General features: G+C 70.2%; 27 protein-coding genes and 1 tRNA gene. 14 read left to right on the plus strand and 14 right to left on the minus strand.

Annotated elements, in window-relative coordinates:
• Positions 1-11 precede the first annotated feature (11 nt).
• The 11 genes from I601_RS00100 to I601_RS21940 all read right to left on the minus strand — a co-directional run bounded on the left by I601_RS00100 (position 12) and on the right by I601_RS21940 (position 10625).
• The gene (locus I601_RS00100; RefSeq protein WP_068104910.1) at positions 12-3251 is read right to left on the minus strand and encodes a LysM peptidoglycan-binding domain-containing protein; all 3240 of its coding nucleotides are present in this window, start codon (positions 3249-3251) and stop codon (positions 12-14) included.
• On the minus strand, positions 3248-3682 hold the full coding sequence (locus I601_RS00105) for a TadE/TadG family type IV pilus assembly protein (RefSeq protein ID WP_237089505.1): 435 nt from the start codon (positions 3680-3682) through the stop codon (positions 3248-3250). Before I601_RS00105 ends, I601_RS00100 begins: the two co-directional genes overlap by 4 nt.
• Positions 3682-4080: a TadE/TadG family type IV pilus assembly protein gene (locus I601_RS00110; RefSeq protein WP_237089506.1), complete on the minus strand. Its 399-nt coding sequence runs from the start codon at positions 4078-4080 to the stop codon at positions 3682-3684. Before I601_RS00110 ends, I601_RS00105 begins: the two co-directional genes overlap by 1 nt.
• 56 nt (positions 4081-4136) lie before the next feature.
• Entirely contained in the window at positions 4137-4532 is a 396-nt protein-coding gene (locus I601_RS00115; protein ID WP_084526929.1) for a TadE family protein, read from the minus strand.
• 8 nt (positions 4533-4540) lie between these two features.
• Entirely contained in the window at positions 4541-4747 is a 207-nt protein-coding gene (locus tag I601_RS00120; RefSeq protein ID WP_068104919.1) for a hypothetical protein, read from the minus strand.
• Positions 4748-4802: 55 nt separating this feature from the next.
• A complete protein-coding gene (locus I601_RS00125) occupies positions 4803-5720 on the minus strand; it encodes a type II secretion system F family protein (RefSeq protein ID WP_068104922.1) in 918 nt (305 codons plus the stop codon).
• Entirely contained in the window at positions 5717-6634 is a 918-nt protein-coding gene (locus I601_RS00130) for a type II secretion system F family protein (protein WP_068104925.1), read from the minus strand. The genes I601_RS00125 and I601_RS00130 overlap by 4 nt, the downstream gene beginning before the upstream one ends.
• On the minus strand, positions 6631-8331 hold the full coding sequence (locus I601_RS00135; protein ID WP_084526933.1) for a CpaF family protein: 1701 nt from the start codon (positions 8329-8331) through the stop codon (positions 6631-6633). The genes I601_RS00130 and I601_RS00135 overlap by 4 nt, the downstream gene beginning before the upstream one ends.
• On the minus strand, positions 8328-9170 hold the full coding sequence (locus I601_RS00140) for a CpaE/TadZ family protein (RefSeq protein WP_068104928.1): 843 nt from the start codon (positions 9168-9170) through the stop codon (positions 8328-8330). Before I601_RS00140 ends, I601_RS00135 begins: the two co-directional genes overlap by 4 nt.
• A 3-nt stretch (positions 9171-9173) precedes the next feature.
• Positions 9174-9731, minus strand: a complete 558-nt coding sequence (locus I601_RS00145; protein WP_237089507.1) for an SAF domain-containing protein — start codon at positions 9729-9731, stop codon at positions 9174-9176.
• A gap of 429 nt (positions 9732-10160) precedes the next feature.
• Positions 10161-10625 carry a helix-turn-helix domain-containing protein gene (locus tag I601_RS21940; protein WP_084526937.1) on the minus strand — a complete coding sequence of 155 codons (465 nt, stop codon included), beginning with the start codon at positions 10623-10625 and terminating at the stop codon, positions 10161-10163.
• 299 nt (positions 10626-10924) lie between these two features.
• Here I601_RS21940 and I601_RS20970 point away from each other — a divergent pair, with 299 nt between their 5' ends.
• From I601_RS20970 to I601_RS20980, 10 genes are all read left to right on the plus strand, one after another.
• Positions 10925-11269, plus strand: a complete 345-nt coding sequence (locus I601_RS20970) for a hypothetical protein (protein ID WP_068104934.1) — start codon at positions 10925-10927, stop codon at positions 11267-11269.
• A gap of 67 nt (positions 11270-11336) precedes the next feature.
• A complete protein-coding gene (locus I601_RS00155; protein ID WP_068104937.1) occupies positions 11337-12626 on the plus strand; it encodes an ATP-binding protein in 1290 nt (429 codons plus the stop codon).
• Between the two features lie 395 nt (positions 12627-13021).
• Entirely contained in the window at positions 13022-13429 is a 408-nt protein-coding gene (locus I601_RS00160) for a hypothetical protein (RefSeq protein WP_068104940.1), read from the plus strand.
• Between the two features lie 134 nt (positions 13430-13563).
• Complete coding sequence (locus I601_RS20975; protein WP_157519777.1) at positions 13564-13731, plus strand: hypothetical protein; 168 nt, start codon at positions 13564-13566, stop codon at positions 13729-13731.
• Complete coding sequence (locus I601_RS00165) at positions 13728-14441, plus strand: hypothetical protein (RefSeq protein ID WP_068104943.1); 714 nt, start codon at positions 13728-13730, stop codon at positions 14439-14441. The genes I601_RS20975 and I601_RS00165 overlap by 4 nt, the downstream gene beginning before the upstream one ends.
• Before the next feature lie 14 nt (positions 14442-14455).
• Complete coding sequence (locus I601_RS00170; protein WP_068104945.1) at positions 14456-15394, plus strand: helix-turn-helix domain-containing protein; 939 nt, start codon at positions 14456-14458, stop codon at positions 15392-15394.
• On the plus strand, positions 15391-15915 hold the full coding sequence (locus tag I601_RS00175) for a thermonuclease family protein (protein WP_068104948.1): 525 nt from the start codon (positions 15391-15393) through the stop codon (positions 15913-15915). The genes I601_RS00170 and I601_RS00175 overlap by 4 nt, the downstream gene beginning before the upstream one ends.
• A gap of 12 nt (positions 15916-15927) precedes the next feature.
• The gene (locus I601_RS00180; protein ID WP_068104950.1) at positions 15928-16380 is read left to right on the plus strand and encodes a hypothetical protein; all 453 of its coding nucleotides are present in this window, start codon (positions 15928-15930) and stop codon (positions 16378-16380) included.
• Between the two features lie 130 nt (positions 16381-16510).
• Positions 16511-16741 (plus strand): hypothetical protein, encoded by a 231-nt coding sequence (locus I601_RS00185; protein WP_068104952.1) that lies wholly within the window; start codon positions 16511-16513, stop codon positions 16739-16741.
• A 9-nt stretch (positions 16742-16750) separates the two neighbouring features.
• A complete protein-coding gene (locus I601_RS20980) occupies positions 16751-16912 on the plus strand; it encodes a hypothetical protein (RefSeq protein ID WP_157519779.1) in 162 nt (53 codons plus the stop codon).
• A gap of 35 nt (positions 16913-16947) precedes the next feature.
• Here the strand turns inward: I601_RS20980 and I601_RS00190 are convergent, their stop codons facing one another.
• Complete coding sequence (locus I601_RS00190) at positions 16948-17802, minus strand: hypothetical protein (protein ID WP_157519781.1); 855 nt, start codon at positions 17800-17802, stop codon at positions 16948-16950.
• A gap of 229 nt (positions 17803-18031) precedes the next feature.
• Between I601_RS00190 and I601_RS00195 the strand changes: the two genes are divergently transcribed.
• The 4 genes from I601_RS00195 (at position 18032) to I601_RS00205 (ending at position 21683) form a co-directional block, all read left to right on the plus strand.
• On the plus strand, positions 18032-18397 hold the full coding sequence (locus tag I601_RS00195) for a hypothetical protein (protein ID WP_068104956.1): 366 nt from the start codon (positions 18032-18034) through the stop codon (positions 18395-18397).
• Positions 18387-19958, plus strand: coding sequence for a hypothetical protein (locus tag I601_RS20985; RefSeq protein WP_068104959.1), 1572 nt, complete (start codon positions 18387-18389; stop codon positions 19956-19958). The genes I601_RS00195 and I601_RS20985 overlap by 11 nt, the downstream gene beginning before the upstream one ends.
• Before the next feature lie 64 nt (positions 19959-20022).
• Complete coding sequence (locus I601_RS21445; protein ID WP_179948551.1) at positions 20023-20478, plus strand: helix-turn-helix transcriptional regulator; 456 nt, start codon at positions 20023-20025, stop codon at positions 20476-20478.
• Positions 20479-20504: 26 nt separating this feature from the next.
• Positions 20505-21683, plus strand: coding sequence for a tyrosine-type recombinase/integrase (locus I601_RS00205; RefSeq protein ID WP_068104960.1), 1179 nt, complete (start codon positions 20505-20507; stop codon positions 21681-21683).
• Positions 21684-21869: 186 nt separating this feature from the next.
• On the opposite strand, the gene I601_RS00210 is transcribed toward I601_RS00205, so the two are convergent.
• Positions 21870-21943: transfer RNA gene (locus I601_RS00210), tRNA-Met, on the minus strand.
• Positions 21944-22025: 82 nt separating this feature from the next.
• Complete coding sequence (locus tag I601_RS00215; RefSeq protein ID WP_068104962.1) at positions 22026-25064, minus strand: UPF0182 family membrane protein; 3039 nt, start codon at positions 25062-25064, stop codon at positions 22026-22028.
• Positions 25065-25081 lie beyond the last annotated feature (17 nt).

The following is a 25081-nucleotide window of genomic DNA, read 5'->3' on the forward strand; positions in this document are numbered from 1 at the left end:
CCCTTCCCGAGTCAGCTCGCGAGCCAGCCGTGTGTACGGATGATGGTCTTCGTGCGCTCCGACAATTCCATGGGTGCGTCGCCGTCGTCGGACCGGTTGCAGATCTCTTCGCGCAGGATCCGGTCGGCCTCGAGCTGGTCGCCCTCGGCCTTCATGACGTGGGCAAGGCACAGTCGGGTGCTCTCGCCGTCGGGGTCTGCGCGGTTGGCGACGTAGGCGGCGGAGCGGGCCTTGATCAGGTCGCCGGCCGCGAGAGCCTCGGTGACGACGATGAGGGCGACGTCGGCGATCCACCCGCCCGCCATGAGGTCGACGCGGTCAGGCTCGTTGGCGAGCCATGCCCACCCTTCCTCGCGCAGCTGGCTGAACGGCTGGGCCTCCCCGACGAGCTCGAGCGCAGTGCAGAGGTCGGCGACACCCTCGGCGCCGCCTCGACTCTGCCCGCGCTTGCGGAGGCGGATGAACAGGTCCAGGTCGACGAGCAGGCCGTCGTCGACCTGGTAGACGTTGACCCCGGTGAGCTTGGCGGCCGGCGCCTTGTCCGCGTAGGGCAGGTGGTCCTCGCCGGTGCGGGGGTTAGGACCGAGCCAGTCGCGGACGACGTTGGTGTAGTCGCGCACCTTGCCGTCGGAGATGGAGAAGGCCTCGCGGATCTGCTCGCGGGTGGCGCCGTGCTTGCGGTGCAGGGCGAGGAACGCCAGGAGCTCGGTGAAGTAGGGCTTGCGCTTGGCGAGTGCCTTGCCGTGGGTGCGTGCGGTGACCGGGCCGAGCATGGTGAGCCGCGGGCGGTCGCAGTTGGGCGAGAACCAGTCGGCGATGTCCTGGTCGAGAGTGGGGTCCTTCTCCTCGACCTCGGCGCGGACGTGGGCTGGCACCTTCGGCGCCAGGGCCTCGAGGTCCTCCTGCACGATCGCGCTCTCGCGGATGTACTCCTCGTCCTCGCCCTCGAGCAGAGAGGACAGCGGCTCGTCGACGGCTCCCTCGGGGGTGTTGCGGGGCAGGGTGTACTCGCGACGCAGAGCTCCGGAGGAGTCGGTGTAGGCCTCCCAGCCGTCGGTGGCGGTCTCGTCCACGGGCGTGTCGACGTACTCCGGGGTCTCGCTCTGGGCGTAGACCAGAGCGCAGCCGCGGGCTTCGTCGCTGGTCAGGCCAACGGCGATGAGGTTGAGGCCGACGTGCTCGAGGACGACGCGACCAGTGTTGGTCATGTGCAGCACCGCGCCCGGCGTGTTCGGGCGTTCGCCGGCAACGACGATGGAGGTCGCGGACTGGCCGACGTGATCGTTGACCAGCTGCAGCAGCTGCTCGAGGTCGTCGGGGTCTCCGGCTGCGGCGTCGAGGAGCAGCATCCTGGCGGGCCAGGTGTCGTCGTCGACGCTGCCGGTGCGGGCCGTGGACACGTCAGTGTCGTGTCGCTTCGCCCGGTCGACCGTGGTCACCGCGGCGGCGAGGATCTCCGCGGTCGCGGGCGTCCCGGCCGCACCGGTCGGGTAGTAGGTGATCCGCTCGTCCATGGCGACGGTCTCCTCGGCCACGCCGATGCAGTCGACCTGGACGCGGCGCGACCACGGGTTGACGGCCAGCTGAGCAGCGAGGTGGCGGGCGAAGTCGCGGCCGTAGGTGGGGTCGCCGCTGATGGTCAGCGTGGAGAGCTCCTCGCAGTTCAGCAGCCAGGTCTCGCCGGCGTCGCTCATGCCGATTGTGGCCAGCAGCGGGTAGGGCGGCTCGACGTTGCCGGTGTCGGGGCCGAGGTCCTCCACCGCGGTGTCCGTGCTGACGTGCCAGTGGGTCTGGTCGGGGCTACCCACCCAGGGACCCGGGACGGCGGCCGGGGCGCTCAGGTGCAGCGTCAGCTTGCCCTTCGCGAGCTCGACGGCCGCCAGCGGCGGCATCGTGGTGCCCTGGGCGCCCACGGCGGCCGCGAGGCGCCTCAGGGCCTCGTCGGCGAACTCCACGGTGGCGGCCGCGGCGGCACCGGTCGCGTTCAGCGTCATCTCCACCGGCGCCAGCTCGGGCGGCGGGGCGGCGATCGCTCGACCCGGCGGCCGGTTCCGGTAGGCAGAGCGCCGACGGGAGCGCAGCGCCATCAGCAGTGCCCCGGACAGCAGCACGCCCCCGCCGGTGAGACCGGCGAGGACCCAGGGCGCCTCGAGGATCGAGTCGTCGGCTTCGTCGACCTGGTCGACGTCGGCGGCCGGCGCCGTCGGCTCCTCGGCCTGCGGGACCTCGGGCGCGGCAGTCTCCGGGGCCTCGGTCTCGGGGACCGGCGGCGTCTCCTCGGCCGGCGGGTCGACCGGCTGCTGCTCGGTCTTGGGTTCGGCGGGGGTCTCGGGCTTGTCCTCGCGAGGCTGCGGCTGCTGCTGCCGGTCGCCGTGATCGGCAGGTGCCTGGGCTTCGGGGATGTTGAGCTGCCAGCCGACGTCGATCATGTCGGGGTCGGCGAGGTGGGCCCCGCCGGGCTGGGTGATGCCGGTGGAGGCCTTGTAGATCTCCGGCCACCGGTCGGCGTCGCCGAGCTCGTCCTGGGCGATGTCGCTGAGCGTGTCGTTGGGCTGCACGGTGTAGGCGTGCGCCGGCGCTCCGCCGGCCGGGGCGGGCAGCTTGAGCACCCAGCCAGGCTCGAGGAAGCTGGGCCGGGAGCCGAGGAGGTCGCGGTTAAGCTCGGCGATCTCCCTATAGCGCGCGCCGTCACCGAAGTGGTCCTCAGCGATCGACCACAGGCTCTCCCCCGGCTTGACCGAGTGATCGACCGTCGCGCGCTCCTGCTTCGCCTCGACCTTCACCCCGTGCTGGGCAGGCGTCTGGTCCACGGTCCCAGCCTGGACATGGCCCACCGCCGCCGGCGCAGACGCGGCGGCGGGGCCGGCGTTGGCAGCCTGCGCGGCGATCGGCGCTGCGATGAACAGCAGGGCAGCGAGTCCGACCAGTCCGTGGGCCGCGGCCTGCGGGCGACCCAGACCCGGCAGCTTGGGCGCCTCGACCCTGCGGAGCCGGGCGATGGTCTCCACCACCAGGGCGAGGGTCATGAAGGCCCACGCGACCCAGCCGACCACCTTGAACAGGCCCAGGACCAGGGTGCCGTCGTCGGGTGCGAGGAGTGCGTCCTTGACACTCTCCCAGCTCGGCGCCTGGTCGGGGATCGGGTTGGCTCCGATCGCCAGGAAGAGGGCCGGCAGACCGAGGATGAGGCCGAGGACGGCGACCGTGGCGAGGAGCCCGGTCAGCCGCTGGCGCAGGGTGGGCGTAGTCATCGTTCGATGCCTCCTTGAGCGCGGATGAGCCGTGCAGACGCCTCCCCGGTGACCCTCATCGAGTCCAGCCCGATGATCCCGAGGAACTTGCTGTCGTAGGTGTCGGTGGTGCGCACGATCAGGGTGTCGCCGTTGACGACGGTGACGCTGCCCTCCACGCCGGCGGCGTTGAGGTAGCCCTGCGCGGCGGACTTGGCGGCGTTGATGTCGACGCGGAGCTCCTCGCCGCGGATGGCGGTCGAGCCCTGGACCTCCTGGGCGCCGGTGCGGGCGGCCTGGGCCGCAGCACTGCGGGCCTGCTGCTGGGCGTGCACCTTGCCGCCGACGTCGACGGTCATCCCGACCAGGATGATCATCACCAGTGACGCGGTGGCGAACCAGACGCTGATGGCGCCGCGCTCGTCGCGTTGTCGTCGGACCGGGTGCCTCATCATCGGCGCTCCCGGTAGGCGTCGACGGGGCTGCTCGCGGTTGCGGTGATCGTGCGGGTGCCGGGTACGCCGGGGATGCTCAGGTCCGACAGGTTGACCGTGCAGGTCACCGTGACGTCCACCTGGGCGGTGTTCCCGATCGGTGCGTTGAACGCCGCAGCGTTGACCGTGATGTTCGTGCTGGTGCAGCGCACGTCCTGGTCGTGCAGGCTGCTTGCGGCCGAGGACCTGCCTGCGGCGATCGCCTCGCTCTGGGTTCGCTCGATCGAGGCTGCCCGTGCTGCCTCGTACGCGGCTGCTTCCACGGACTGCTTGGCGATCTCGACGCGGCCGCCGAGGACAATCATCGCCACAAACAGCCCGAAGGCCGGGACGCCGATCGCGGCCTCGATGGCCACCGACCCGCGCTCGTCCCGGCTGCGGTTGAAGGCGCGTGCCCAGATGCCCTGCCCCATCATTCGGTGAGTCTCTCGACCGGGACGCTGGCGCTCTGGCGGACGGTCACGTGCCAGCCGGGGATCACGCTCATGGACTTGCCGGTGACGGTGATCGTGGCCGTTGTCGTGGTCCGTGCCCCGGAGACGCTGGTCGACGTCATCACGTCGGATCCGCCGGCGTCCCGGAGGAAGCCGTTCGCGGCCGCCACTCCGGACTCACGGCTGCCGTTCTCGCTGCCCGCCTCGCGTGCGCCCTCCTGCGCGGCCGCGAGCGCTACTTCGCGGGCGTGGTAGTACAGCGCGCCCTGGACACCGAGGAACATCACCAGGAAGAGCGCCGGCATCAGGAAGACCATCTGGATGGCCACTGAGCCGCGCTCGTCCCGGCGTCGGCGGCGAGAGCTGGAGAACATGGACGGACCTACTTGATCTTTCCGGCCTCACTGGTCACGAACGCCCTGATCGCGGCGACGACGATGCCGACGATGAGGATGACCGCGCCGGCCCAGATGACCTGCTCGATCGTGACCGAGCCGCGCTCGTCGCGTCGGTGCTCGACGATGCGGTCCTCCATGCTGGCGATCACGGCGAGGGCCGTCACCTGGAGGGTGATGAAGAGCTTCAACATCGGGTTGTTCCTTTCTGGGTGGTGGAGTTCGGGTGTCCGGGGATTGACGTCGGTGTTAGGTCGCGAATCGGAGCATCGACGGAGTGACGAGGATCGCCATGAAGACGATGCCGAGCAGGCTGGCGGGGATGTACATGCGCTCGGAGACGGCGTTGGCCTTCCCGAGTTCGGCGCTGAGCATCGCCGAGCGGAGTGCGGCGGCGCGGGCGCGGAGGTTGTTGTAGATCTGGGCGCCGTCCTGGCCGGACTGCTGCATGATGTCGGCGAGGTCGTCGAGCTCGGGGACGCCGAGGTCATCGGCGAGCGCGTGCAGGGAGTCCCAGGGGGCGCGGGTCATGTAGCGGGCGCGGCGCAGCTCGCTCTCGATCCGCTTGAACACCCAGGTGTCGCCGACCTCGGCCGCGGAGCGCAGCGCCTGCTGACCGCTGGAGCCGTCGCGGACTCCGGTGGCGACCATGTCGATGTAGGCGCCCAGGGCCCGGCTGAACTCGATGCGGGCCTTTTTGGCGTCGTCAGTGGCGTTGTAGTTGGGCATGAACCAGAACAGTGCGGCGAGCCCGAGCGACCCGAAGGTGGGGATCGCGAACGGGAGCGGAAGCCCGATCAGTGCGAAGAACGCCGCGAACAGCGGCGGCATCGCCAGGCCGAGCAGCGCCCAGACGACCTTCTCGCCGTAGAACCTGGTCTCGCTGATCTGGAGGATGGCCAGGTCCTTGCGGGGCGTGTGTGCCCACGCTCCCCCGGGCAGGTTCTTGATCGCCCACACGCCGATCCGGTCGACGAGCGATCCGGATTCGGTGCTCTCCTGGACGTCGAGCGGGCCGGCGCTGCGGCGGGGCACGACGTGGCCGGGCGAGAGCCGGTCCAGGGCGTCGGTGAGGTCGGGGTCGGACGGGGCCATGCGCCATACGAGCAGGGCAACGGCGAGCCCGAGGAGGGTGCCGCTGGCGAGCGCGAGCTGGAGGCCGGTCATGCGAGTGCTCCTTCCCTCTCCCCGTGCGCCGCTCGGTGCGCGTTGCGGGCCTGGAGGTCGAGGAAGCGCGGGAGCGGCTTGGCGACCGCCATCCGGCGCATCCACAGCAGCGTGGCCACGTAGGCAGTCAGCAAGACGGCGAGGATGACTTGGCCGAGCGGGCTGCCGTACGGCTCGATGTAGTCGCCGGTGAGGGCGAGCATGCCCAGGACGCCGAGGGTGATCACGGTGACCGTGCGGGCGGTGGTGCGCGGCTTGGCCTGGTCGGCGGCGATCTGGCGGCGGGCGCGCACGTCGGCGGCGACGGTCTCCGCGAGCGCGTCCAGCGCCTTGGCCAGGCCGGCCTGCCCGCGCCCGCTGGCGGCGAGGATCAGCTGGCTGGCCACCACGTCGCCGGTGGAGTCGTTGAGGTCCTCGGCGAAGGCGCGCAGCACGTCCTCGGTGGTGGCGGTATTGTTCCAGAGCCGGGAGACCATCAGGCCGACCTCGCGCTCGATGGGCGCCGGCACCGACTGCAGCGACTTGATGAGACCCGAGCGCAGCGACTGTCCGGCGGTGAGCTTGCCGGACAGTGACCGGGTCCACTCCTCGAGCGCCTCGAGCTTCTCGATGCTCGCGGCCGCTGGCGGGGGCGTAAGCAGCAGTGGGATGCCGACGATCGCGGCCGGGACGAGCACGATCGCGATCACCCAGCCGGTCAGCAACGCGACCAGGAGGCCGGCGACGGCGCCGCCGATGACCAGCATCCGGGTGCGCGGGTTGAGCCGGGCGAACCAGCCACCCGCCCGGCCGAACGGGGTGAGGGTCCGGGCGGGCCGCGGCGGCTTGGGGGGTGCGGGGATCAGGGCGTAGACCATGCCGATCAGGCCGATGACGATGAGCGCACCGAAGACGGCGGGCAGGAAGGCGGTCATGATGTCGCCACCCCCGGGTTTGCCTGGGACTCGGCCTTGTACGCCTCGAGGTCGAACCCGTGGCGGGCGAGCTCCTGGGCGAGGAAGTTGTCGAGCTTCCCGGTGGCGACGGCCTGGCCGAGCTGGTTCGGGGCGAAGATCGGGGTGGTCGCATACCCGCGGGCCGCGTCGATGCTGGGCTGGACGACCAGGACCTCCTCGACCCAGCGGTGCTTGCGGAAGGTGCCGTCGCCGTTGGGGACGACCTCGGAGCGCAGGTACATCACGATGTCGATGGCGGCGGCGAGCTTGCTGATCGCGAGCTCGCGGGTGACCTGCGGGCCCTTCTCCATGGCGCAGGAGACGAGCTTCTCGATGGTGTGCTCAGCGCTGCGGGCGTGGGTGGTGCTGATCGAGCCCGGGCCGGACTCCATGGCCTTGAGCATGTTCCAGACCTCCGGACCGCGGACCTCGCCGACGATCTGGCGGGCGAGGTTGAACCGGAAGGAGTGGTGGATGGCCTCCTCGAGGCTGAACTCACCGGCCTGGCGACCGTCGATGCCGACCTCGCCGGATCCGGGCCGGTGCTCCCAGGCGTGGACGATCTTGTGCCGGTCGACCAGCTCGTGCAGGTGCAGCTCGAACTCGGTCTCGAAGGTGCCGATCATCTCCCAGGGCGGGATGCACGAGCACAGGGCGCGGACCCAGGTGGTCTTGCCCGAGCCCTGGACGCCGGAGACGACGATGCTCTTGCCGGCGCGGACGCAGGCGGCGAGGAAGTCGGCCAGGACCGCGCCGCACGCCTTGCGGTCGTAGACCATCTCGTCCATCGACACCTCGCGCATCCCGTGCCGGCGGATCACCACCGAGGTGTAGGCCATCACCCAGGAGCCGGCCGCGAGCCGGGCGCCGCCGGGCAGGCGCAGGTCCAGGTGCGGACGCGCTTCGGTGAAGGGCCGGTTCTGCCGGGAGCCGAGGTCGGCGAGGAACTCGCGCAGCTCGTCCTCGGAGTCGGCGATCGGGGCGGCCTCGACCAGGGTGCCGTCGACGAGCTCCAGCCACACGGCGCACTCCGGGCCGCGGGCGATGACGATGATGTTCTCCACGTCCTCGCGCTCGACCAGCGGCTGCAGCCGGCCGAGACCGAACAGCGCGGCCTTGAGGGCGGCCTTGAGGGCGGCCTCCTGCTGGCGGCTCCACGGTGGCCGGCCGGTTGAGACGAGGGTCTCGGCCTCGGACTTGATGAACTCCTCGATGACGTCGAGGCCCATCTGTTCGCGGTCCTCGTCGGTGACCCGGCCGCCTTCCTTGTCGAGCCGGGCGGTCAGCCGGGAGGAGATCTCGGCCCGGTACTGGGCGATGAGCTCCCAGTCCAGCTCGACCTCCCCCACGTCGGCGCCGTCGTAGTAGTTGGTGGCGGCGATCGCGTGAGGCTGGTCGTCGGAGCTGGCGACGAGTGGGCGCAGCGTGAAGTCCGAGCGGGTACGGCCCGGCTGCTGGTCCTCGCTGGTCCAGGAACCGGCGAAGATCGGCAGCGACGTCGGGTCGTGGTCCTCGCTGGTCGGCGCCGGCGGCGGGGGCGGCTGGTTCCCGTTGGTGCCGCGGCCGCGGGCGAACGGGGAGCGCGGGCTGCGGTCTGCGTGTCGCGCCGCGAGCCATTCGTCGGCGCGGAGCGGCTCGCGGTCCTGGGCTTCGGGCTGGTGTCCGTTGTTGCTCATGCTCGGCCTCCGATCGGGTGGGCGAGGGCGGCCTGGTTGGAGGTGAGGACGGAGTGGATCAGGGAGACTGCGGTGCGGTAGCTGCGCACCAGGTCGGAGGACTCGAACTTGCGCGGCTTGCGGGCGCCATGGGAGTAGACCTCCGCGGCCTCGGGATCCCAGCCCACCGATGCTGTGACGGAGATCTGGAGCGCCTTGGCGATGTGGCGCGGCGTGTAGGGACGCACCCGCGGGACGCCCGTGGGCGTCGCCGGCCACCGGCGGTCCTCGTCGACGAGAAGGAGGCCCAGTCGCGAGAGGCCACCGACGGCGGCGAACTGGTCGCGCAGCATCTTGGCCCACGAGCGTGCTCCAGCCAGCGCGGGCAGCGAGCTGCGGGTGACCAGCAGGGTCAGGTCGGAGGCAGCGACGAGCGGCTGCGGCCACCCCGCGAGACCGAGCCGGCCGGCGTCGACGATGACGTCTTGGCCGTTGCGGTCCAGCGCGCGCAGCTGCTCGGCGAGCGGCTCCCACAGCGGCAGCAGGCTCGGGGCCTGCTCGTGGGCGCGAATGCCAGGCAGGAACCAGGGCGCGCGCTCGGCCGGGGGCTCGGGGTCCAGCAGCAGCGCCTCGCGAGGGAGGGCGGCGGCCAGTGTCCCCTCGCGCAGCGCGAGGGCGAGGTTGATCAGCCCGCCGGTGGGTTCCTGGGTGCCGCGGAAGTAGCCGGCGAAGACCGCGGAGGAACCGGTCGGGTCGGCGTCGACCAGGAGCACAGGACGGTGCCAGTTGAGGGTGAGTCCCAGCGCGGTGGTGGAGACGCCGGGCGCACCGCTGGCCGAGGCGAGGACGATCAGCGCCATCGCTCAGCGCTCCCGAGTGTCCAGGACCAGTGCGACCCGCCCGGTTGCGGCGCGGGCGGCCAGGTCGGCGGCGTCGCCTTCGGGGACAGAGACGTCGACCACGGTCTCGCCGGTCTCCTGTACGCGGCTAACAGCAACGACGACTGCCTCGACCGTGACCGGATCCTCGTTGGTGACCTCGCCCTGGTCGCCGGGCGTGGTGACGATCCGGACGGCGTCACCGGCATAGAGCGGCTCGGACGGCATCTGCGCGGGGGTGAGGCTGATGCCCACCAAGGATTCCCCCTCCCCCGGCACCAGGCTGTCGGTGGTGGCCTCCTCGGTGAGCAGGGTGCCGGCCCACAGGTCGACGGCGGCGCGGCTGCCCTCGAGCTCGGCCTTCTGGCTCCCGGCGACCGGGCTCAGTGCCGGGTCGACGCTGACCCGCACCACTGAGAGGTCACCGGCCTCGATGGTCTCGCCGCGCTTGATGTCCTGGCTGACCACGAGGACCTCTTGCGTGTCGTTGATGGAGGTGAAGGCGAACGCGGTGCCTAGCGCGCCCGCGGCGACAAGGGCCACACAGAGTGCGAACACCCATGGTCTGCGGCGCTGCTTGGGTCGTGGTCGTGGACTGTTGTTGAGTGTGGGCATGGGACGGCTGGTGGGGGTTGCCTCGCCTGACAGGCCTTGAGCGGTGTTCTGTGACATGGATCCCGAGTCCTCTCGTGTCTCGATCACCTACGTGTCAAGACGGGCCCGGAGCGATCAGCGCGAGCCCAACTCGATAGTGACACACTAGTGCATTCCTATCGAGAGTCTCGTTATCCACAGGTGACCGCTTCCGAGATGCCATCGCCCAGTCCTGACCGGAGGGTCGCGCGGCTCAATCCCCCCGATGGGACCGAGCATCAACGCCTCCAAACGATCCGGAGTCCATGGGACCACAAAATCGTCCGGGTCTCCCGGAACAAATTCTCACCTGTGGATAAGGGTCAAACCCGCCTGCGCCTACGAACTCGGTCGGGCCGAGGCTGTTCCGCTGCGCCGGCGTTGCCGTTGCGCCTCATGGAATGCTGCGACAACCAGTTCGACGGACTCCCCGAGTGCGCGGGTTAGCGCTTCGAGCGACTGTGGTGCAGGGAGTCGGGTCCAGCGCCCTTGCTCCCAGGCGTAATAGGTCGGCACAGCCACGTTCACGGACGTGGCGAGTTCGGGAACGGTGAGCCCTGCCTGCAGGCGCAGCGCTCGGAGATCGGGGACATCACCTTCGAGGTGAATTAGCCGCAGCGCCGGGATGTCGAGGGCATTGGCGAGTCTGACCAGGAAGTCGGGGCGCGGAGATGACGTGCCCAACTCCCAGCGAGAGATGCGCTCACCCCCGGCCGCTCCCACCAGACGCGCCAACTCATGCTGAGTCAACCCCGCTTCCTCGCGAGCAGCCCTCAACGCGTTGGGATCGATTCCGGAGGCCATCGCCGACGAACACTAGCGGTGCCGATCCTCTGCGGGACAGGTCAGTCTGGGCTGCCCCGGACCGACGACCTGGGACCGCGGAGCCCGTCCGTCTCACTCAGCGATGGCGCCGCTCGCGACGCGGACACTCCTCGCCGCATGGCCAATGACCTTGGGCCCGACATCGCGCCCAGCCTCGGTGTCATACAGGGCCGTGAGTTCTCCCGCGCTATGGCCGTCGGATTCCCCTCGTGTCGCAGATCGGGCTGATCGCTTACCAACCTCCTTCGCACCTAGGTGACCAGAAAGCGAGGTGGACCATGAGCACTTCCCGAGCCGAGAACCCGGTCCCCGGTGTCGTCACCTTCACCGCCCGCGGAGACGCCGCCCTCGATCGTCTGACCGACGCCCTGGTGGCCGAGTGCGACGGCTCCCCAGGGGGCATCGCCGACATCCTCGAGCGGGTCCTGGATGCCGACGTCGAGGACCTAGTCGAATGCCTCAGCGAGACGACCGAGCCGCACGCCGATCGACCTGGCCGCGGCGTCGACGAGGTCGATTCCGCAGGCGAGAGCCTCGACGATGCCGCCCGCCGTCGACTCGGAGCGCGCACGCCAGGCGCTGCCAGCACGCCTGGAACACGCAGCTTTAACGTGGGGCGGTGATCCCGATCGACGGCATACACTTCGTTACACAAGCCCGCTGTGTAACAGAATGTATAGGAGACCTCTGATGCTGCCCAACCCCTACGCCCCGGGCGAACTGCCGCGGGTCCTGGCCGGGAGGGAACAACAGCAAGACAGGATCAGAGGCTACCTGAGCCGGATCGGCACCTACGGCGAGATGGGCGGCCCGCTCTTGGTGTTCCTGGGCCCGCGCGGGGTTGGGAAGACGTCCCTGCTGCGCGAGGCGCAGCGTGACGCCGAGGAGCACGGGTTCATCACCGCATGGGTGGCATGCCGGCGCAACGCGCCGTTCCTTCCCGACCTGGTCAGTCGCGTCGGAAAGGCCGTCGAATCCGCGGACATCCTCCCCCGAGCCGAGAAGGGCACCTGGAAGCTTCGCCTGGAGAACATCGGCCTGGAGTTCGGGCTGCCGAGCGTGGTGAAGGTGAGCGCGATGGCGGCCGCCGACCGCTCCGAGGCTGAGGCACCTCCACGAGGGGCCCAGATCTCGGCGATGGAGGACCTCCTGCACGAGACCAGCTCCCAGATCCGTGCACGCGGTGGCGCTGGACTCGTGGTCTTCGTCGACGAGCTGCACGCGGCCACCCGCGATGACCTCGCGGTCCTGCTCAACGCGATGCAGAACTTGGCTGGACGGCGCGAGGACAACCCCCTCGCCATCATCGGCGCCGGCCTGCCCTCGACACCGGGAGTCCTGGTCAACGCTGCCACCTTCGGGGAGCGCAGCACCTTCCTCACGCTTCCCCGACTCGAGCCGGCCGCAGCGGCCGCCGCCGTGGCCGAGCCGGCCGCAGAGCTAGGCGTGACCTGGACGCCCGCCTCGCTGCAGACGGTAGCGGCCGAGGCCCAAGGATTCCCGTACCTGCTGCAGGTCCTCGCGCACGCGACGTGGGAGGTGGCCAAGCCCTCAGGAACCGGTGACGTGCTCGACGTCGACCAGGTGCGGTCCGGCCTGCCGCTGGCCGATGATCAGCTGAGCTCCATGTACGCCGCCCGGTGGGCGGCCGCGACCGAACTGGAGAAGCAGATCATGTCCGTGATGGCGCAGGCCGGCACTCCAACGGTGACGCGGGCAGAGATCGCCGCGGCGCTCGGCCGGCCCACGCAGGCTCTGGGTGTTCCGCGTGAGCGCCTGATCGACAAGGGCATCATCGAGCCCGCCAGTCGCGGCGAGGTCCGGTTCACGATGCCTGGCTTCGACCGCTACATCCGCGAGACCCTGGCCACCGGAGCACCCTCGCCCGCCGACCCGGCACCCGGCAGTCTCGGTGCCGGCCGCCGCCCGCGTGAACTCCCGCCCGCCTCCGAGGGCGGCCCCGACGCGCCGCGGCGTTAGAGCTCACGGCAAGCCTGCCGACGTAGGACCGCCTCGAGCTCGTCGACGTCGCCGAGTGGCATCGGGGACGCGACGTGGGCGGAGGTCGTCGAGCAGCTCGTCGACGTCGCCGTCCTCCAGCTGCGGTGCGCTGTAGGCGTTCCACTTCCCCACCGCGTCGGCGAGTCGGCGGTAGGCCTCGACGTCGGCCGCAGCGTTGACCAAGCGGCCACCGCCAGTGCCACTCGCCTTGCGATCAAGGCGGCCTGGTCGTCCATGGCCGCTCAGTCTCCCGCTGGAGACCCCGGAGGGAACCCCTGCGGTTATCCACAGCCCGCCGCCGGCGGCCGAGCGTACGCCGGCGAGATCCGCGAGACTCAGGCCAGCGAGACCGCTCGGCAGGAAGGACAACCTTGGTGGACGACAACGACCAGCTCGAGGCGAGCGGGCACGCGACGGCGGCACGCCGACACGTCTACGGCTTCAACCGCGCCACGATGTGGGCGCGCGACCAGATCCCGGCCGAGACCTCCGACGAGCTCGCGGAGTTCGCCGACCTCGCGGCCGCGCTGCCCCAGGCGTTCTCGCAGCTGTCGAGCACGCTCGAGCAGGCATTGGCCGACCAGGTGCTCAGCATGGACGCGATGACCGACGAATCCGACCCCGCCATGGCGATCGGCGTCGCGCGTCTCCACCTGGAGGAGGCCCGCGGACTCGCGGTCGACCTCCACAAGCACCTGAACGCCGCCCGCAACGCCACGGCGCACATCATCAGCGAGGGCGTCGACGACGGGCAGGAGTCGATGCCCTGGGACCAACCCTGACCTGGTGGTCCCCGGCCCTCGGTGACCCGCGGCGCCTGAGGCCCGCGAGATTTCTTCGCGCTCGGTGATCGCCCGAGCGGGTCGACCTTCCTTTGGTGACTGAGACATAACCCCGGTCAACCAAGGAGCTGCCCGTGAGCACGCCCACCGATTCTCCCTCCGCCGCGGCCGACCGTGACCCGGTTCAGGAGGCCGGCGACCACCTCGAGCGGGCACTGGCGGCTCTCGACCGCCTTCGCGAGGTCCTGCCCCCGTCGAGCATTACGCCCCCGTCCGACACGGGAGGCGGCGAGCCGGCATGACCACCGACACCGCTCTGCAAGCCGCAGACGCAGTCTTCATGGCCGAGCAGGCCGTGGGACGCGCCCGCCGGGTCGTCGACGAGCTCCACACCACGATCAACTCCGCGCTCCGGGTTCTCGATGACGCCGAGCTCGACTCTGCGAAGGCCCGCCTCAGCGACCGCGGTGACTACTACCTCGAGGCCGCCGGCGAGCACTTGAGCCGCCTGCAGCGGCGCTGCAGCGACAACGCCGAGCTGGTCGACGAACTCACAAGACACCTGGAGCGTGCATCGCAGGCGATCGCCGATGCCCACGATCTCCTCCAAGACGCCGACACCTCCGATCCTGAGCTCGCCAGCGAGGTCGCGCAGTTGAAGCCACGCCTCGCCGTCGTGGGCGAGATGATTGACCTTGCCAAGCCGATGGCCCGGTTGACCGCTCAGCACGTCGACAGCGCGCAGCTGGCGGCCCAGCACGTGACTCCGCCGTCGCTGCTGGAACCGGTCACCCTCGAGCGGAGCATCGCGACGGCCGGCAAGGAGCTCGGCCGCGCCGATGAGGACGTGCGCCTGCTCGAGAACGTCGTCAACCACGCCGCGGCCAACGCCCGGCAGTCGGCCGGCATCGCCAGCGAGATCACCGACAACGCCCGCCGGCGTATGGCCGAGCAGGGCCGTGGCCAGGTTCCTCGCCAGGCGGCCCCGGCCGGCGGGTCGCTGGCGCGGTAGGCGGGAGGACGGGCATGGACTTCGATCAGGGCGGCCGCCAGCTGGCTGGCCTCGTCCTCGATGCCGCCGGCCGCAGGCAGCACGACCAGGTCGCCGACCTGATCGCGCCGCTGGACGCCGACCAGCTGCGGTCGCTGGTGACGGTCCTGGCCGTCCAGGTCGACCAGACCATGCCGTCGGCGCCGGCAACCGGCCCGGCTGCGGTGTGCGAGCTGGCCATCAACGCGGCTGCACCGATGTTCGGCACCACGCCGGAGGCGATCCTGAGCGCCGAGCGCAGCCGTCCGGTCAGCGACGCCCGCGCCGTGGCCATGACCGCCGCCCGCGAGGTCGGCCTGTCCCTGCCGGCGATCGCCGAGCACTTCAACAAGGACCACGGTTCGGTGATCCATGCCGTGCGCCGCACCGCCGAGCGACCCCGGCTGGCCGACGCCGCGGCCCGGGTCAGTGAGCACGTCAACGACCGCTACACCGCCCGGCTCTCCAGCCCCGAGGCCACGGTGGTCAGCCTCCACCAGGATCCGCCGGCGTCGACCTTCGAGCCTGATGGCCCGGTCGAGCATGCAGTCGTGGCGGCCGCGGAGGCCTTCGGCACCACGCCGGAGGTCCTCCTGGGTACGGACCGCAGCCGGGCGGCAGCGGACGCCCGTGCGGTGGCGATGACGGCGGCCCGCATCCACGGGCACAGCCTGCCGACGATCGCGCGTCACTTCGACCGCGACCACACGACCGTGCTCCACGCGACCCGGCGCATCGAGAAGACCCCACCGCTGCGCGACCTCGCCGCGAAGATCGCCGGCGAGCTCCCCGAGGAGCCGGCCGACGCCGGCACGAGCGTGGCAGACGGCGTCGAGCAGATCCCCGAGCCCGGCTACCGCTCCCCCGGCGCCCGGGCGCAGGAGCGCGCGGTTCCCGTCGCCGGCGAGCGTCCGCAGTTGAGGGTCGCCCGGTGAAGGCCCTCATCGGCCTCGCCGGCGTGGCGATCGCCGTGCTCACCGCCGGCGGCATCAAGGCAGCCCTCCCCCGCGCTCCCACGGGCCCCGACCCATCGGAGGGCAAGGCCACCCAGGTCCGGGTGACGGCCGTGGTCGACGGTGACACGCTCCGCGTCGAGGACCTCGGCGGCCGCGAGCTCGGCCGAGTCCGCCTGCTCGGCATCGACGCCCCCGAAGTCGCCCACCCGCCGGCGCCGGAGGAGTGCTACGCCGACCAGGCAACAGACCTGCTCGTGGAGCTCGCGCCGGTCGGCAGCACCGTCCAGCTGGTCACCGACAGCGACCAGCCCGACCGCGACCGGTACGACCGGCTGCTGCGATACGTCGACCACGCCGGCGTCGACGTGGCCCACGAGCTCCTGGCCCGCGGCGCCGTACGCCGCTACGAGGCTGCTCAGGACCTTGCCCGCGAGGAGTCGTACTCCGCGGCCGCCGCCGATGCCCAGGACGCCGATAGCGGTCTGAGGGGCACCTGCTGAGGGACGGCCGGGATGGACGACGAGCAGCTGATGACGGCCGCGAAGACGCTGGCCCGGTGGTGCTACAGCCGCGGCGTCGACGAGCGAGTTCTCGGCTGCAGGGCGCTGCTGCTCAAAGCGGCGGTCGACCAGGCGTTCGGCCGGCCGGCGCCGGCACACCTCGAGCACGCGCTGTGGGAACAGGTCGCCACGCTGCTGCGCCAGCGGCGCGACTGGGACCGCGACCACCAGGTGACTCCCCCGCCGCCCGCGGCGTGTCTGCCCTGCGCCGTGGCGGTTGACGAGTGCCCCGCCCACGCCGGACGGCGCTGTCGTGCCTGCGGTGGCCACCTGCACCGCATCGTCGTAGACGAGGGCTTCGATACCCATCCGTGCTGCGACCGCCCGGGCGGGACCGGTTCCCACGGCGTCCTCGAGCACGCGGCACAGATGCTGGGCGCCACGCTGCTGGCCCAGCCGGCCTGAGCACCGGCAGTGCCCCGCGACTTTCCAATCCAGTCGGGCCGCGGTGATCGCCCGGGCCCTTGGTCCGCACATAGGTGACCAGGAGGACCGGCGGAGCCGGTGCCGGTCCACGGAATCCATGGGAGTTCACATGAGTGACGCCGCTCGCGAGGAAGCCGCGCTCGAGGAGGAGGCGCGACAGCGCGCCGAGGAGATCAGGGCCAGCGGGGAAGCAGCTGCCCAGGCCGCGGACGCCGACACCGGCCCCTCCCCCGACGCCGAGATCGCACTGGTCCACCAGTCCGGTCGCCAGCACGACCACACCGACACCGCCGCCTACCAGCGGCCTCAGCTCGGCCGCCGCGGCGGCCCGCGCCGATAGGAGGCCCCGATGGCTACCGCACTCGCGCCGACAACCGGATCCTCGACCGTCCGCTGGGTCGACTGCTCACACAAGCTGGGGTCGCTGCCCTGCATGAACCACAAGCCGCACGAGGGCGACGGCCGCGGCTGCGTGCACCACTCCACGTCCGGCTTCCAGGACGACGAGTAGCCCGCCACCGGCCGCCGCACCGCCAGAGAACAGCCTCAGCCGTGCACCAGGTGAAGCCGCGGCCGCTGAGGCTGCTCGACGGCCGTCTCCAGGCGCTGCATCCGCTCGAGGGTCATCGGGTGCCCGTAGCGACGCAGCAGACCTGCCAGCACGGGACCGAGGCCGAGCGAGAGCACGAACTGGTCCGCCTCGGCCTCCGCGTATAGCTCGATCCGCCGGCCGGCCGCCGGCACCAGATAGGTCAGCGCGATGACTGTGCCCCCGAGCAAACCGGCCCAGGCCCGGTCCTCGACGACCGACTGCACCACGCAGATCACCCCCACGACGCCGCGCAGCGTCCAGGCCAACCGCGTGAACGGAAGCCAGGCGAAGGCCCGGCCGACGCCGCGGAACGTCGCCACCAGCATCCGCCACGGCGTCATCGCCGCGAGCACGGCCAGCTCCAGCCGCGGCCGGATCGCCTGGCGCCGACCGACCGCATGAGCCAGCGCGGCGGCCGCCTCCGCGCCGGTCACACCGCCGCGGTACGTCGCCTCGACCAGCCCAGGGCTGACCACAACGGTGCGCCGGCCGATCGCCACCGCCACCGGGGTGCTCGGTCGCTGGATCCGGCGCACGAACAGCGCACCGACGTCGACACCGCGGCAGCCCAGCTCGGCCAGCACCGGCGCCATCACCCGGAGCTCCGCCTCCGTCGCCGGCCGCGACCTGGTCAACGCTGCGACCGCAGGCTCCTGCAGTTGGCCCAGCGCCAGCGCGACCAGCACGCCGCCCGCAGCCATGAACGCCACGAGGCCCAGCGCCGGCGGGAGCAGGGCGCACACCACCACGGTGAGGACGAAGCTCACCAGCAGTGCCGGCGCCAGCGTCACGGCTCTCAACACGGTCATCGGGAACCTCATCTCGACCCTCCTCCATCTAGCAGCACTAGTGCGGGTCTCTTGACTTTGCTCGCGGTGATCGTCCGGCAACCACCGAACGACATAGGCGAACGAGACCAGTTTGTGCCCAGGTGCCGACAGCACCCCGAGTTATCCACAGCCCGCCGCTCGGCGCTGCGGGCCGCGGCCGGGACGTGGGTTCATGGGCCAGACCGACCTCCGGCTGAAAGGAACACCCGTGGACACCCTCAACGCTGACGGCACCTGGGACCGCCTCGGCTCGATCGCCCAGCTGCTGCACCAGGCCGCTGCCCAGGTGTGGAGCGACGCCGACGAGGCCGCCCCCGACTCCCCGCTCCACGACCTCGGGCTGGGTGTCTACCTCGCGCACTCCCAGGCCAGCGCCCTGCTGCCCGACGACTACGAGCTGCCCGACATCGACCCGCTCCCTGACCTCGAGGAGCGGACGCCGCTGCAGCTGCTCAACGAGGCCGAGGAGCTGACCCGCCCGCTACCGCTGCACCAGGCCGACCTGGTCCACGGCTGGCAGCTGGTCCTCGACCTGTGCGACCTCATCCGGGAAGCCCGCGGCCTTGGCTACTGACCTGCGCCTGGCGTACGCCGACATCGACGAGGAGCTCTTCGACGTCGACCAGATCCCGGTGACCTCGCGCGACGTACGCAGCGTCGGCGAGATGCTCTTCGCCGTCGACTACCTGGCTCGCCAGCTGCTCATGGACGTCGCCGGCGATGATGCCGGCACGCTCCTGCGGAGCTGGCCGACGATGGTCGCGGCCGCGGAGGACCTGTGGGCCTCGCTACCGGGTCGCCTGCCTGGCGTCGACGAGCGCGATCGGCCCATCACCAGCCTGGCGGCGCAGGCCTCGACCATCGAGTCCAGCCTGTCCGGCCGGAAGGCCTGGCCAGGTCCGGGACCGACCAACCCCCGCGTCGACCAGATGACCCAGACCCTGCTCAACGCTGCGGCTCTGGTACGCCGGTACGGCGCCGAGGTCCCTCACGAGCGGACCGAGGCCCACCGCGACCTCGAGGCAGCCCGGACCAGGATCATGCACGGTCTCTACCTGACCGCCCACGCCGTCAACGTCGCCCTGCACGCCAACGGCCGCGACCGCGTCAACGAGGCCCGTGGGTCGGGCCGCCGAGTCCAGCTGGCCCAGCACCACTCCCCCTACGCGATCGCACCCACCGGGGTCTGGGTCGATCGGATGTCGGCGTGCGAGAACACCGCACGCAGCTACCTGACCGACCGGTTCGCCCAAGCCCTCGCCGGCGAGGCGATCCGGCCGGTCGACGACCCCGGCCGCCTTGCGCAGGCCCTGGCCAGCTGGGACATCGAGTCCCACCGCGCGCTGGCAGGCGACCTCGAACCGTCCAACATCCTGCTCATCACCCGTACCCAGGGACTCATCGCCGGCGCCAGCATGGTGCTGGTCGACGCGGCCGCCGCCGCCGGCATCCTCGAGCCCTCGGACCGCCTGGTCCCCGCGATCGCCGAAGCAGGGCGCTCCTGGAGCAACCTGGCCAGCCGCTGGGGCGACCTCGCCCCCCCGGGCGCCCGCCTCGAGGAGCCCTTGGCACGCGCGGCCGCGGAGGTCCGCGCCGCGTACCGCCAGATCACCCACGACGCCACCACCCTCGCGACACCAGAGGTCATCGCCACCCGGCGAGGACTCCCCCAGGTCACCGTGGCGACACTGCGTGCGATCGGGGCAGGCTCCGAGCTCGCGCACGTCATCGCCGAGAAGGCCGACACCCCCAACCTCACCGGCCCAGCTCGAGCCCTATCCCGCCGAGCGCACAACGACGTCGCGGCCGGCCTGGCCACCCCGCCGACCGAGGGCGACGTCGTCTGGGTCTCCCCCGCCGACATCCTCGCCCGACGCGCCGTCACGGTGCCGCAGCCCGTACGGGAAGCCTTGCGTTCGGCGAGTACGGCAACCGCGTCCGCGGCATCCACCGCGGCATCCTCTGCCATGCTCGCGCACTCCAACGGCAGTAGCCATCGCCACGCTTGGCTCTCGGCAGCGGACAACGCGCAACATGGCGGCCACTGCACCCCAGCATCTTCGCCGGACCACGGCATGCCATGCAGAAAGTCTGCGGGCATTGATCGCTCAGCACCTGTCGGACCACTTAGGTGACCATCAGACACCAGGTGGGCTGCGACCACCGAGATCCACCACCGCAGGTCGGAGGAGACACGAGATGGAAACGGTGAAGGAGACCCTCAGCGTCGGCGGCCGCCGACCGCTAGCTGCTCAGGAGAGCGAACGCATCCTTGAGGATGTCGTCACAGACATGAGCGAACACGCCACGCCGCCTTCCGACGAGCCCCTCCCGACAGAACGCCGCCGGCTCGCACTCACCCCTGCCACGATGAACATTGCGCAAGCGGCTGCCTACATCGGGATCGCGAAGTCGACGCTCTATACCTGGCGCACGCGACGCCCGGGGTTCGGACCACGCGCGGTGAAGGCGGGCGGTGCACTGCGGTACCGCCGTTCGGATCTTGATGCTTGGATCGAGGCCCACGCCGAGACACTGGATCTCGAAGCGGAAATGGACATCGACGACAACGGCCGGGGCTCGAGGGGTGACCACCTAGCAACATCCAGCACGCTAGGTTCCATGTCGCGACGGTCCCGTCCACGGCGTCGGTAGCGCTCAGACCTCAAGAAGGAACGCCCATGGCTCGCCCCCCGCTGCCCATCGGAACATTCGGGACCATCACGACGAAGGAGGTGCGTCCCGGCGTGTATCGCGCGCGAACGCGCTTCCGCGACTTCGACGGCGTCACGCGCGAAATCAAGGGGACCGGTCGAAGCGCCGCCGCCGCAGTACGAGAACTCAAAGTCAAGATCGCCGACCGAAGCGCCCCATCCGGTGACCTCATCGGCCCCGACATGCGAATCAGCCAAGTGGCCGACATCTGGCTCTCGCTGTATCGCGCCGAACAGCGCTCCGAGGCAACTACCGCGAACGAGTACCAACGCATCATCGAAAACGTCATCAATCCAGCCATCGGCAACATTCGCCTGCGCGAGGCAACAGCTGGGCGCCTGGAACGGCTCATCAGGTCGCAGGACTCCCACAGCCGCCGAAAGAAGACCAAGACGGTCCTCAAGATGATGTTCGACGCCGCGGTTATCGACGATGCGCTCCCGGCCAACCCGGTCTCCTCCACATCTCGGCTTCGAGGGCAGAAGAAGGACGTCCAAGCGCTCTCGGTGGAGGATCTCAATGCCGTCCGCTCTGCTGTAGACGCCTGGATGACCAAAAAGCGACCCGGTCCAAAGCCGAACCAGGACATGCCCGACATCGTTGACCTGCTGCTCGCCACGGGCTGCCGGATCGGAGAAGTGCTCGCGATCCGATGGACAGACATCGACTTGAGTGCGACCCCGCCGACGGTGTCAATCAGTGGCACGATCAAGACGGAGACGGGAAAGGGCACGTACCGGAAGCCCAAGCCGAAGTCGGACGCTTCAAAACGCACCATCGCGCTGCCGCCGTTTGCTGTCGATGTTCTGATGAGGCGGCGTATCGAGCAACGACCAAATCACTACAACGCGGTCTTCGCCACCCGTAACGGCACCTGGCACCAGGTCGGCAACATCGAGCGGCGGTGGCGCACGATCCGAGCAGACACAGGCTTCGACTGGGTGACGCCACACACGTTCCGCAAGACCGTCGCGACCTTGATCGACCGCCTGGTCGACTCGGACACCGCAGCCCGCGTCCTGGGCCACTCCTCAGATGCGATCACCAAAGAGTTCTACATCGAGAAGGACAGGACCACACCTGACGTGACGCACATCCTTCAGTCCTTCGCCGGCAAGGCCACGACGACCCCATCAGACGACTGACGTCCTCGGGGTGTTTCGAGCCACCAGCCCTGCATCTGCTTGGCCCCAACGCCGGCCCCAACTCGGTATCAGAGTGGGTCACCCGCGCGAAGGTTTCTGGGACATAAACGCGACATAAGGCAATGTGACTCAAGAAGCCAAGTGGCCCCCGATCTGCGTTTCCGCAGGTCAGGGGCCACTTTCTTGTAGCGGGGGCAGGATTTGAACCTGCGACCTCTGGGTTATGAGCCCAGCGAGCTACCGAGCTGCTCCACCCCGCGTCGGTGAATCAGACACTACACACAGCGCCGGGCCCATCCAAATCAGATGGGCCCGGCGCGGGTGTGATGTGCGGCGCGTCACTCAGCCGCCGCTGGAGTCCTCGGTCGGGCTGTCGCTCGGCGCGTCGGTGGAGCCGTCGCCGGCCCCCTCCCCCGCGCTGCTCCCGGAGCCGGCGCTCGAGAGCTCGAGCGCCTGACCGATGAGGTCCTGGGCCTCCTTGACGCTGTCCTGGTAGGCGCCCAGGTCGCCGTCGGCGAAGGCCTTGTCGGCAGCCTCGAACGCGGCCTCGGCCTGCGCGAGCAGGTCGTCGATCTGCTCGCTGACAGGACCACTCGGGGCCTCGGGGTCCGTCTGACCGCCCTGGTCCCCCTTGTCACCCTTGCCGCCACCGGTGCCGCTGGTGTCGGGAGTGATGCCGGAGGAGCGGATCAGGTCCTCCAGCGAGTCGCGCAGCGTGGTGCCGAGCCCGATGTTGTCGCCGTACTTGGTCAGCACGTAGCGCAGGATCGGGAAGCTGGCGTCCGACAGCTCACGCAGCGCGTAGACCGGCTGCACGTACATCAGCCCGTCGTTGACCGGCAGCGTCAGCAGGTTGCCCCGCAGCACACGGGCACCCGAGCGGTTGAACTGGGCCAGCGCGTCGGCGACGTCCTGGTCGGAGGAGAACTGGTTGGCCACCAGGGCCGGGCCCGGGGTCTGCTCGTTGGGCAGCTGGAGCACGCTCATGTCGCCGTACTCGTCGCTGGCCGCGTCGGAGTTCACCGACACGAACGAGGCCAGGTTGTTCTTCTTGTAGGGCACGTAGACCGAGGTCAGCGCGAACTTCTCGTCGTTGCCCGCCACCAGCGGGTTGTCCACGAACACCCGGTACGGCGGCTGGAACGTGCCGCTGACGTCGGGGTCCTCGGGCACCTCCCAGCGGTCGTTGCTCTGGTACCAGTCACCGGGGTCGGTGACGTGGTAGCGGGCGAACTGGTAGCGCTGCACCTTGAAGAGGTCCTCGGGGTAGCGCAGGTGGTCCAGCAGCTCGTCCGAGATCTCCTCGCGGGGCTCCACGGTGCCCGGGAAGGCCCCCTGCCACGCCTTGAGGATCGGGTCCTCGGTGTCCCACTCGTAGAGGGTCACCTGGCCGGTGTAGGCGTCGACCGTCGCCTTGACCGCGTTGCGCATGTAGTTGATCTCGTCGGTCGGCAGCGTCTGGAGACCGGTGGTCTCCGTGGCGAGCGCGTCGTCGGTCATCTCGTCGAAGGACTCCCGCTCCGAACCGGGGTAGCGGTCGGTGACGGTGTAGCCGTCGACGATCCACAGGATCCGGCCGTCGACGACCGCCGGGTAGGGGTCGGAGTCGACGGTCAGCCACGGCGCGGCCTTCTCGACGCGCTGGCTGGGGTTGCGGTCGTAGAGCACCTTGGACCCGGAGTTCACCCGGTCGGAGAGCAGGAAGTTCGGCTCCCCGAACTTGATGGCGAACATCAGCTTGTTGAAGACGCTGCCCACCGGCGCGTCGCCGTCGCCCGTGAAGGTCGTGAGCGTCGAGTCGTCCTCGGAGCCGACGGTCGGCAGGTTGAGCTCGATGTCCTCGTCGCCCTCCTCGGCCTTGCCGACCACGGAGTACGTCGGGCTCTGCTCGCCGTAGTAGACCTGCTGCTCGAACCCGCCGGTGGCGTCCTGCAGGTCCTGCTCGCTGGACTGGGTGCCCTGCGCCCACTCGATGCCGACGTCCTCTCCGGAGTCGGCCTCGGTGTCGATCTGCTCGGAGTCGGTGCGGTCGCGCTGGTTGGCGTAGGCGGCGATGATGCCGTTGCCGTGGGTGTAGACCGTGGCGAGGTTCGACCAGTTCTGGTCGGGCACGCCCGCGGGGTTCAGCTCGCGCACCCCCAGGACCAGGGCTCGCTCGGTGCCGTCGATGTCGTAGCGGTCCACGTCGAGGACGTCGGCCACGGAGTAGTAGGACCGCACCTGCTGGGTCTGCTCGAAGGCCGGGCGGACCACCTGCGGGTCGACCAGCGGGATCGACTTGGTCTCGCCGTCCAGCTGGGCCAGCGACGAGCCGAGCGTCGCATCGGGTGTGTACTGCTCGACTTCCACGTCGGTGAGGTCGTACGCCGCCCTGGTCGCCTCGATGTTGCGCGCTATGTAGTCACGCTCGCGGTTCGGCTCCGAGGGGTTGACCTGGAACTGCTGGACGATGCCCGGCCAGATGACGCCGAGCAGGATCGCCGAGAGCGCCAGCAGGGCGATGCCCACCGAGGGCAGCATCCAGGTGCGGCGCCACACGTTGAGGAAGAACAGCACCGCACAGATGATCGAGATGCCCAGCAGGATGTTCTTCGCCGGCAGCACCGCGTTGTCGTCGGTGTAGGTGATGCCGGTGATCAACCCTCCTGCCTGGCTGACCAGGTCGAAGCGGTCCAGCCAGTAGTCGGCACCCTTGGCCAGCACGAACAGGCCGAGCAGGAGCGAGAGCTGCGCCTGCGCGGCCCCGCTCATCCGGTCGCCGGGCGTCTGCAGCGAGATGCCGCCGTACAGGTAGTGGGTCAGCGCCGCGGCGAGCAGCGAGACGACGAAGACCGCCATCGCGAAGTCGACCATGAAGTGCAGCCAGGGCAGGTCGAACACGAAGAAGCCGATGTCGCGGCCGAACTGGGCGTCCTCGGTGCCGAAGTCGCTGCCGTTGCGCCACAGCAGGTAGGTGCGCCAGGCGCCGGCGCCCGAGGTGCCGGAGAAGACTGCCAGCACGGCGGCGATGCCGAGCACCACCCAGCGCCGGATCGGGCTGATCGCGTCGCGGTAGCGCCCCATCCCGTTGGCGTCGGGCATGCCCACGAACATCGGCCGCAGCCGGTAGGCCACCATCACGTTCACCGCCACGACGACGGCCATCACCAGGCCGAACACCGCGAACAGCGCCACCCGGGTCCACAGCATCGTCGAGAAGACGCTGCCGAAGCCACCGGAGCGGTACCACATGCGGTCGGTGTAGAAGCCGGAGAAGGTGGTCAGCCCGAAGAACAGCGCGATCAGCACTCCAGCGGTGATCACGAGGGCGCGTGAGCGCCCGTTCGTCGCGGGGGCCTGGGGGGCGGGTGCCGGCGGCTCGGGGCCGAGGGTCTCGCTCACGGGTGGTGCCTCTCGTC

The sequence above is a fragment of the Nocardioides dokdonensis FR1436 genome (assembly GCF_001653335.1).
Lineage (GTDB): Bacteria > Actinomycetota > Actinomycetes > Propionibacteriales > Nocardioidaceae > Nocardioides > Nocardioides dokdonensis.